Origin of the sequence: Nocardia sp. NPDC004068 (genome assembly GCF_042874315.1) — a bacterium.
Taxonomy (GTDB): Bacteria; Actinomycetota; Actinomycetes; order Mycobacteriales; family Mycobacteriaceae; genus Nocardia.
In genome coordinates this window covers 694,512-703,881 of the sequence record NZ_JBIAMW010000003.1, presented here as the reverse complement: position 1 = coordinate 703,881, position 9,370 = coordinate 694,512, and the positions used below count along the sequence as shown (strand labels likewise).

General features: G+C 69.7%; 7 protein-coding genes and 1 tRNA gene. 1 reads left to right on the top strand and 7 read right to left on the bottom strand.

Annotated features, from left to right (window positions below):
* Positions 1-201: 201 nt before the first annotated feature.
* From ACFYTQ_RS10850 to ACFYTQ_RS10830, 5 genes are all read right to left on the bottom strand, one after another.
* Positions 202-274: transfer RNA gene (locus ACFYTQ_RS10850), tRNA-Thr, on the bottom strand.
* Between the two features lie 59 nt (positions 275-333).
* The gene (locus ACFYTQ_RS10845) at positions 334-1,545 is read right to left on the bottom strand and encodes a DNA polymerase III subunit delta' (RefSeq protein ID WP_387359149.1); all 1,212 of its coding nucleotides are present in this window, start codon (positions 1,543-1,545) and stop codon (positions 334-336) included.
* 20 nt (positions 1,546-1,565) lie between these two features.
* Positions 1,566-2,081 (bottom strand): DUF664 domain-containing protein, encoded by a 516-nt coding sequence (locus ACFYTQ_RS10840; RefSeq protein WP_387359147.1) that lies wholly within the window; start codon positions 2,079-2,081, stop codon positions 1,566-1,568.
* An 85-nt stretch (positions 2,082-2,166) separates the two neighbouring features.
* The gene (gene topA / locus ACFYTQ_RS10835; RefSeq protein WP_387359145.1) at positions 2,167-5,052 is read right to left on the bottom strand and encodes a type I DNA topoisomerase; all 2,886 of its coding nucleotides are present in this window, start codon (positions 5,050-5,052) and stop codon (positions 2,167-2,169) included.
* 235 nt (positions 5,053-5,287) lie between these two features.
* Positions 5,288-5,494: a cold-shock protein gene (locus ACFYTQ_RS10830; protein WP_062506310.1), complete on the bottom strand. Its 207-nt coding sequence runs from the start codon at positions 5,492-5,494 to the stop codon at positions 5,288-5,290.
* A 435-nt stretch (positions 5,495-5,929) separates the two neighbouring features.
* On the opposite strand from ACFYTQ_RS10830, the gene ACFYTQ_RS10825 reads away from it, so the two are divergent.
* Entirely contained in the window at positions 5,930-8,323 is a 2,394-nt protein-coding gene (locus ACFYTQ_RS10825; RefSeq protein ID WP_387359143.1) for a DEAD/DEAH box helicase, read from the top strand.
* A 335-nt stretch (positions 8,324-8,658) separates the two neighbouring features.
* On the opposite strand, the gene ACFYTQ_RS10820 is transcribed toward ACFYTQ_RS10825, so the two are convergent.
* On the bottom strand, positions 8,659-9,039 hold the full coding sequence (locus ACFYTQ_RS10820; RefSeq protein WP_387359140.1) for an Rv3654c family TadE-like protein: 381 nt from the start codon (positions 9,037-9,039) through the stop codon (positions 8,659-8,661).
* Positions 9,036-9,350: a TadE family type IV pilus minor pilin gene (locus ACFYTQ_RS10815; RefSeq protein WP_387359139.1), complete on the bottom strand. Its 315-nt coding sequence runs from the start codon at positions 9,348-9,350 to the stop codon at positions 9,036-9,038. Before ACFYTQ_RS10815 ends, ACFYTQ_RS10820 begins: the two co-directional genes overlap by 4 nt.
* Between the last annotated feature and the right edge of the window lie 20 nt (positions 9,351-9,370).

The following is a 9,370-nucleotide window of genomic DNA, read 5'->3' as shown; positions in this document are numbered from 1 at the left end:
TTTTGAAGGATCACGCGGTGACCACCCTCTACTCGGCTACGACACGCCACCACTTCGCTGGCGTCCGGTCGTACACCATCCTGCTGGACACAACCCTCGAACACCCCCCTTCGGCGACGCCGATACACATATCCGATCTGCGTTCGGATACCAGAAGACCCCCGCATACGTCTCCCGCATGTCGGGGGCCCTTCTCTACCGAGCCGCCTGGGGGAATCGAACCCCCGACCTTTTCATTACGAGTGAAGCGCTCTACCGACTGAGCTAAGGCGGCGTGCCTTGCGGCGTGGTGAGTCTATCGGAGCGGGGGGGTCGGGGGGAAATCGGCGGGGGTCAGGGGGTGCGGGCGGTGATGAGGGTGGCGACCATGGCGGCTACGGCGAAGCGGGGTTTGACGTTGAGGTCTAGGGCCTCTCGGCAGGAGAGGACGGCCTCGATGGCGCGGAGGAGGTTTTCGGGGGGGACCTCGGCGGCCAGGTCGCGGATCTGGTCGGGGAGGTCGGGGTGGGTGAGGGGGATGGGGGTGGTGGGGTCGGGGCGGGCGGCGCCGAATTTGACGGCCAGGGCGTCTCGGTAGAGGCCGGCTACGTCGATGAGGGCGCGGTCGAGGGAGTCGCGGCCGGTGCGGGTGGCGCGGGATTTCTGGCGGCGTTCGAGGTCTTTGAGGGCGCCCGCGGAGCCTCGGGTGGCCGACGCGGTGCCTTTGCCGGTGCCGCCCGCGCCGAGGGCGGTGGCGAGTTCCTCGCGTTCGCGTTCGTCGCGGGCGGCGCTGACCTGTTTGGCCTCCTCCTCGGCGGCCTTCACCAGTTCGTCGGCGGCGGCGTAGGCCGCGGCGGGACGGGCGGTGGCGGCGACGAGGGCGAGGGCGCGTTTGCGGCGGGTGCGGGCCTCCTCGTCGGTGGCCAGGCGGCGAGCGCGGCCGACGTGGCCGCCGCTGATCGAGGCGGCCCACGCGGCGGTGTCGGCGTCGAGGCCGTCGCGTTCGCGCAGCACCTGGGCGATCGCGGGGACCGACGGGGTGACCAGGTGGACATGGCGGCAGCGCGAACGCAGGGTGATGGAGATGTCCTCGGGGTCGACCGAGGGCGCGCAGAGCAGGAAGACCGTGCGTTCCGGCGGCTCCTCGACCACCTTCAGCAGCACGTTCCCCGCCGCCTCGGTCAACCGGTCCGCGTCCTCCACGACGACGACCTGCCAGCGGCCGGTGCTGGGGCGCCGGGCCGCGACCTGAACGATCTCGCGCATCTCCTTGGTGCCGATGCTCAGCCCCTCGGGCACGACGCGGCGGACATCGCCGTGCGTGCCGGCCATCGTGGTCGTGCAGGCGTGACAGTGACCACAACCGGGCGTGCCCGGATCGGTGCACTGCAACGCCGCCGCGAAACACAGTGCCGCGACGGACCGTCCCGAACCGGGCGGCCCGGTGAACAACCACGAATGCGTCATCGCCGAGGACGGCTCCCCGCTGCGCGCCGCCACCGCCGCGGCCGTCAGCTCGGACTCGACCGCATCCTGACCCACCAGCCGATCGAAGACTCCAGCCACGCGCTACACCCTAGCCAAGGTCAGGAACCCCGCTGATAGGTGCTGTTCGCGCCGTCGAGCGCCTCGCGGATGATGTCGGCGTGGCCGCTGTGGTGCGCGATCTCCCGCAGAATGTGCAACAGCGTGAAACGCACTGTCTGCCAAGTCCTTTCGGGCGCCCACGGGGCGGTCGGCTTGGGGATGGAGGTGTCGAGGCTGTCGACGGAGCGGATGAGTTCGGCGGTGTCGGCCGCGACGGTCTCCCACTCCTTCAGCAGGCCCTCGATGGTCTCCTCGGGGCCCAGCCGGTACTCCGAATCGAACTGCGACACATCGACTTTCGCGTTCTCGTCGCGCTCGACCAGCACCGTGTACCAGTGCCGCTCACAACTGACCAGATGATGCAGCAGGCCGCCGAGCGTCAGTTCGCTCACGGTCGTGCGTTGCCGGGCCTGCTGGTCGTCGATGCCGCGCAAGGTGATCCAGAACAGCTCGCGCTGATCGTCGAGCATCGCGATCAGATCGTCGCGCTCCTGGGCGATCGAGGGGACGGTCATCGAATGTCCTTCCGCTGGACGTGCTCGGATGGCTCGTCACGCTACGGCAGGGCACCGACAGAAAACGGACAACGGCCGATTCCCGCTATCTCGCTTTCGCCGCGGTCGTCTTCTTGGCCGCCGCCTTCTTCGCGGGGGCCTTCTCCGCCGACTTGGTGGTCTTCTTGGCCGTCGTCGCCTTCTTGGCGGTGGTCTTCTTCGCCGCCTTCTTGGCCGTCTTCTTCACCGGCGCCTTCGCGCGGCGATCGGCGAGCAGTTCGGCCGCCCGCTCGTCGGTGATCGACTCGACCTCGTCGCCCTTGCGCAGGCTGGCATTGGTCTCGCCGTCGGTGACATACGGGCCGAAGCGACCGTCCTTGATCACCATCGGCTTCCCGGTGGCCGGATCGGCGCCCAGTTCGCGCAGCGGCGCGGCGCTGGCGGCCTGACGACCGCGGCGCTTGGGTTCGGCGTAGATCTTGAGCGCCTCGTCCAGCGTGACGGTGAAGATCTGGTCCTCGCCGGTCAGCGAGCGGGAATCGGTGCCCTTCTTCAGATACGGCCCGTAGCGGCCGTTCTGCGCGGTGATCTCCTCGCCGCTGGCCGGATCGACGCCGACCACCCGCGGCAGCGACAGCAACTTCAGCGCGTCGTCGAGGGTGATCGTGGCCAGATCCATCGACTTGAACAGCGAACCGGTCCGCGGTTTCGGCGCGGCGGCCTTCTTCGTGCCCTTCTTGGCCTCGGCGTCGGCCTCCGGCTCGGGCAGGACCTCGGTGACGTAGGGCCCGAATCGGCCCTCCTTGGCCACGATTCGATGCCCGGTCTCCGGATCGACACCGAGTTCGCGGCCCTCCTGCGGCGTCGAGAACAGCTTCTCGGCGACCTCGGGGGTCAGCTCGTCGGGCGGCAGATCGTCGGGCAGGTTGGCGCGCTGCGAGATCGGGTCGCCGTCGGGATCGTCGGGGTTGACGACCATCCGCTCGAGATAGGGACCGAACCGCCCGACGCGGACCACCACATCGCGGCCCTCGTCGTCGGTGAACATCTTGATCGAGTTGATCTCGCGGGCATCGATGTCGTCGAGCCGCTCGCCGACCATCCGCTTCAGCCCGCCCGAGCGCGCGACCGAACCCTCGGCGCCGTGGTCGCCGCCGAAATAGAAGCTGGACAACCAGTTTCCGCGTCGTTCGCGACCGCCGGCGATGGCGTCGAGATCGTCCTCCATGGCCGCGGTGAAGTCGAAGTCCACCAGCCGCCCGAAGTACACCTCGAGCAGTCCGACCACCGCGAACGCGACCCACGAGGGCACCAGCGCGTTGCCGCGTTTGTAGACGTAGCCGCGATCGAGGATGGTCTTGATGATCGAGGCGTAGGTGGACGGGCGGCCGATGCCCAGTTCCTCGAGCGCCTTGATCAGCGACGCCTCGTTGTAGCGCGGCGGCGGATTGGTCGTATGCCCGTCCGGGGTGAGTTCGGTCGCGGTGACGCCCTGGCCCTCGTCGAGCGCGGGCAGTCGCGATTCGGCGTCGTCGGACTGGCTGCCGCTGTCCTCGTCGACGCTCTCGACGTACGCCTTGAGGAAGCCGGGGAAGGTGATCGTGCGGCCGGACGCGGAGAACACGCACTCCTCGCCGGTGCCCGCCACACCCGTGATGCGCACGGTGAGCGTGGTGCCGCGCGCGTCGGCCATCTGCGAGGCGACCGTGCGCTGCCAGATCAGCTCGTAGAGCCGGAACTCGTCCTGATCCAGGCGCGACGCCAGTTCACCCGGCGTGGCGAAGGTGTCGCCCGCGGGGCGGATGGCCTCGTGCGCCTCCTGCGCGTTCTTGACCTTGCGGGTGTACTGCCGCGGGGTCGGGTGCACGAACTGCGGACCGTAGAGCTGGGTCGCCTGGGCGCGGGCGGCCGCGATCGCCGACTCCGACAGGGTCGTGGAGTCGGTACGCATATAGGTGATGTAGCCGTTCTCGTACAGCCGCTGCGCGACCCGCATCGTGCGCTCGGAGCCGAACCGCAGTTTGCGGGCGGCCTCCTGCTGCAATGTCGAGGTCATGAACGGCGCGTACGGGCGCCGGGTGTAGGGCTTGGACTCGACCGAGCTGACCCGGAAGTCGCTGTCGCCCAAGGCTTCCGCGAGCCGCCGGGCGTGGCCCTCGTCGAGGACGGTGACACCGCTGGTCTTCAGCTGGCCGTCGGAGCCGAAGTCCCGTCCGCCCGCGACGCGATTGCCGTCCACCGTGACCAGGCGGGCGCCGAAGGTGCGCGGGTTGGCCGCGTCGCTCGCGCCGCCCCCGGCGTCGAATTTGGCTGCGATATCCCAGTATTCGGCCGAGCGGAACGCCATGCGCTCGCGCTCGCGCTGCACGACGATGCGGGTCGCCACCGACTGCACGCGGCCCGCCGACAGGCGCGGCATGACCTTCTTCCACAGCACGGGGCTGACCTCGTAGCCGTAGAGCCGGTCCAGGATGCGGCGGGTCTCCTGCGCGTCGACCAGGTCGTTGTCCAGATCCCGGGTGTCGGCCGCGGCCGCGCGGATGGCGGGCTCGGTGATCTCGTGGAACACCATGCGGCGCACGGGGATCTTGGGCTTGAGGGTCTCCAGCAGGTGCCAGGCGATGGCCTCGCCCTCGCGGTCGGGGTCGGTGGCCAGGTAGAGCTCGTCGGCGTCCTTGAGCAGGTTCTTCAGCTCGGAGACTTTGCCCTTCTTATCGGGGCTCACGACATAGATCGGCTCGAAGTCGTTGTCGACGTCGACGCCGAGGCGGGCCCACGACTGCCCCTTGTATTTGGCGGGCACGTCGGCGGCGCCGCGCGGCAGGTCGCGGATGTGGCCGACCGAGGCCTCGACGACATAGCCGCGGCCCAGGTAGGGGGCGATCTTCTTGGCCTTCGTCGGGGACTCCACGATCACGAGACGACGCAGGGCGCGGCCCTGGTCGGGCGCTGCCTGGGATTTCGGCGCCGCACCGCGGTCTCGTGTTGCCACCGGCGAACACACCTTTCCTGTCGACCCGCGCGGGCGCGTGGCGCGCAGCGCGCGGCTGGGGCATGTGGCGGAGACAGATGTCTCCCACCAGAGACGTTTATACCTGGTTGTACGACCGCAGCTGGTCTACGGCGTGTTGGAATGCCCCGTTTCCGGTCGAGTGTACTGCCCCCGGATACAGCTCGTCCCCCACCGCAGGTGGGCGGTGAGGGACGAGCGGATCGAACTTACGCGCTCAGCTGATGGCGCGAACTCCGGTGGCCTGCGGGCCCTTGGTGCCCTGGCCGACCTCGAACTCGACCTTCTGGTTCTCCTCGAGGGTGCGGAAGCCCGACCCCTGGATCTCGGAGTAGTGGACGAAGACGTCAGCGGAGCCGTCCTCGGGCGCGATGAAGCCGAACCCCTTCTCCGCGTTGAACCACTTCACAGTTCCCTGTGCCATTCTGTTCCTTCTCTTTCCATACCGGAACGGCGGACAACTTTGGTTCGTCCACCGGGTCCGTTCCGACCGCTGTACTCTGTTCCCCCTGCAGGAAGCATCAAGCACACCGTTCGCAACACCGATCCTGCTGATGGTTTGGACTTTGGATCCGTTCCCTCGAACACAGAAGCTTGCGACCAGGAACCACTTAACCATGTCTCCGGGCAATTCAACAGTCGAGTTACCGACAATTTGCAAAAAAGATGATCTTGCGAATGCGCAGGTGAGGCGCACAATGCTGTTATCCGTACTTGGAGTAGGTTTGCTTCCGGATAACCCATCGACCGTCAGGGAAACACGCTGTGACACAGGTCGCTACTCGGTAGTGAAATGGCAGGTAGACCTCTTGCAACACACACCGTTCACACAATCCCTGGCCGCCCCGGGTCCGGTCGGATGAATCCGGGCGAGCAGACGCTGCGGACGAGACCGCGCGCGGAGTCGAGCTATGGCCGATCGTTGCTCAATCGTGTCCTCACCGAGCATCCGGATGGCGACCTCCGCCTGACCCACGTCAGCGACCTTCCGGCCCGCCCGGCCCGGGTCACCTCCTGGCCTTCCTGGGTATCGCCGGATGTGGTCGCCGCGTTTCAGGGGTGCGGTATCGACGCGCCGTGGTCGCATCAGTCCCGCACGGCCGATCTGGCCGCGAGCGGGCGGCATGTGGTGCTGTGCACGGGGACCGCGTCGGGAAAGTCGCTGGGCTATCAGCTGCCGGTGCTGACCGCGCTGCGCGCGGATCCGCGCGCGACGGCGCTGTACATATCGCCGACCAAGGCGCTGGGCGCGGATCAGCTGCGCGCGACGGCCGCCCTCACGCACGAGGGGCCCTTGCGCGACGTCCATCCCGCGACCTACGACGGCGACACCCCCGCCGAGATCCGGCAGTGGGTGCGCGCGAACGCGCGGTGGATCTTCACCAATCCGGACATGCTGCATCTCGGCCTGCTGCGCTCGCATCAGCGCTGGGCCCGGGTGCTGCGGCGGCTGCGCTACGTCGTGGTCGACGAATGCCACGCCTACCGCGGGGTTTTCGGCTCGCATGTGGCGCTGGTGCTGCGCCGGCTGCGACGGCTGGCCCAGCGCTACGGGGCCGATCCGGTGTTCGTGCTGTGTTCGGCCACCACCGCGGACCCGGCCGAGGCGGCGTCCCGGCTGATCGGCGCGCCCTGCGTGGCGGTGACCGAGGACGGATCCCCGCGGGGCGCGCGGACCGTCGCCCTGTGGGAACCCGCGCTGCTGGCCGCGACCGGGGAGAACGGCGCGCCGGTACGCCGCCCGGCCACCGCGGAGGCCGCCCGGATCATGAGCGAGCTGATCGCCGAGGGCGCCCGCACGTTGACGTTCGTGCGGTCGCGACGGGGCGCGGAGACCGTGGCGATGGAGGCCCGGCGGCTGCTGGCCGAGGTGGATCCGCTGTTGGCCGAGCGGGTCGCCGCGTATCGGTCGGGGTATCTGGCCGAGGACCGGCGCGAGTTGGAGGCGGGCCTGGCCGACGGTTCGCTGGTCGGCGCGGCGACGACGACGGCCCTCGAACTGGGCGTGGACATCGCGGGGTTGGACGCCGTGGTGATCGCGGGCTTTCCGGGGACGGTCGCCTCGTTCTGGCAGCAGGCCGGGCGGGCCGGACGACGCACCCAGGGGTCGCTCGTCACGCTGGTCGCCCGCGACGATCCGCTGGACAACTACCTGGTCCACCACCCGCACGCCCTGCTGGGCCGGCCGGTCGAGGCGACGATCACCGATCCGCACAACCCCTATGTCCTGGGACCGCATCTGCTCTGCGCGGCCCTGGAACATCCGCTGACCGACGCCGAGGCGGCCGAGTTCGAGGCCGGTGAACTGCTCGCCGAACTGGCCGAGGAGGGCCTGATCCGCAGGCGACGCCACGGCTCCGGGCCCGGCCGCTGGTATGTCACCGCGGCCACCCAACCCCACGACGCCGTCGACGTGCGCGGCGGCATCGGCACGCCCGTGGCCATCGTCGACGAGGAGAGCGGACGGCTGCTGGGCACGGCCGACGCGGGCCGCGCCCCGGCGACGCTGCACGAGGGCGCTGTCCACCTGCATCAGGGCGAGACGTTCGTGGTGGACGAGCTGGACCTCGACGGCGGTGTGGCCTTCGTGCACGCCGAGCAGCCCGGGTGGACGACCAGCGCGCGCACGGTCACCTCGATCGCGCTGGACGAGATGACCACCGAACACGCGCACGGGGACGTCACCGTCGGCCTCGCGCGGGTGCGCGTGTCGCGGCAGGTCGTCGGCTATCTGCGCACGCTGCCCACGGGTGAGGTGCTGGATCTGATCGAGCTGGATCTGCCGGAGCAGACGCTGCCCACCCGGGCAGTCCTCTACACATTGACGCCCCGGCTGCTGGCCCGCGCCGGGCTGGACCCCAAGCGGGTGCCCGGCGCGCTGCACGCCGCCGAGCACGCGGCGATCGGCATGTTGCCGCTGGTGGCGAGCTGCGATCGCTGGGACATCGGCGGGGTGTCGACCGCCGAACATCCCGACACCGGCCTGCCCACGGTCTTCGTCTACGACGGGCACCCCGGCGGGGCGGGCTTCGCCGAGCGCGGATTCGCCCGGCTGGGCACCTGGCTCACGGCCACGCTGTCGGTCATCGAGTCCTGCGAGTGCCCGGCGGGCTGCCCGTCCTGCGTGCAGTCGCCGAAGTGCGGAAACGGCAATACCCCGCTGGACAAGGCCGGGGCGGCCGCCCTGCTGCGGGTGCTGCTGGCCGAGTTGCCCGAGGAGCCGGGGGATGACGAGAGCGAATCCGAACCGTGACGAAGCGGACATCTCGGTGAGATCGATTCGCTATTCGGCGCGAACGGGCGCGGTCCAGGTCGAAGCGGAACTCGGCCGCGCCCGCCGCGACCGCCGAGGGTCATGGGTCACTGCCAGGCGGAACGATTAAAGAGGAACAAATTCATAATAACTGGTCCATTGCCCCCTGATTAACCGCGCGCGGCGGCCGCAATTCGAATGACGCTTCATCAATCAATTCAGGAATTGGCGGCACGGCAATTCCCGGTAGCGAGTTTCGGACTTCCGCCGAACAACAAGACCGTCCAGCATGTGTCGGCAGTCACCAAATGCCGCCTGCCGCCGACCGATCGTATTCACGATTCATTCGTATCGACCGGACCCGCGCGGGCGGCGGCACGCACGGGCCGGGCGGCGAGCGGTCCCGCCACCACGCTCGCCTCCACTCGTACCGTGACGTCCCAACCTGCGACGTCACATTCGAGCACCCTGGCGCGCATGCGCCGCGCGATCTCCTCCGCGCGCTCACACCCCGTCCCCGAGTCCAGCGCGCCCGCCGCGGCCAGCGCCCCCAGGTCGGCGACCGATTGGGCGCGGTGCCGCGCGGCTATGACGGCACCGACCTGGCCGGTCAGCAGGGTGAGCGCGAGCAGGGCGGCGACGGCCACGCAGGCGAGGACGGTGGCGCCGCCCTCGTCCCGAGCCCGCCCGGGTGCGGTCCGTGCGCGGGCGCTCATTCGCGCACCCCCGGTTCTCGCACGGCCACGGCCTCGGCCCGGAGGACCAGGAGTGGGAGCAGGGGCACGCGGGTGGTGACGGATGCGACGACATTGTCGTTGTCGTCGTGGAGCGCGATGGTCGCGCCGGGTGGGGCGACCCGGCGGGCGGCGGGCAGGGCGGCGGTGTCGGCGCCTCGGGCGCTCAGGCGGGCGGCCTCGCGGGCGGCGTCGACGCAGCGGACCTGCGCCGACGCCGCCAGGAGGGCCGCCAGGCACAGCACGACGACGGCGATGATCGTGCCGAGGGCGATGGCGGCCTCGACGGTCACCGCGCCGCTGTCGCGGTGCG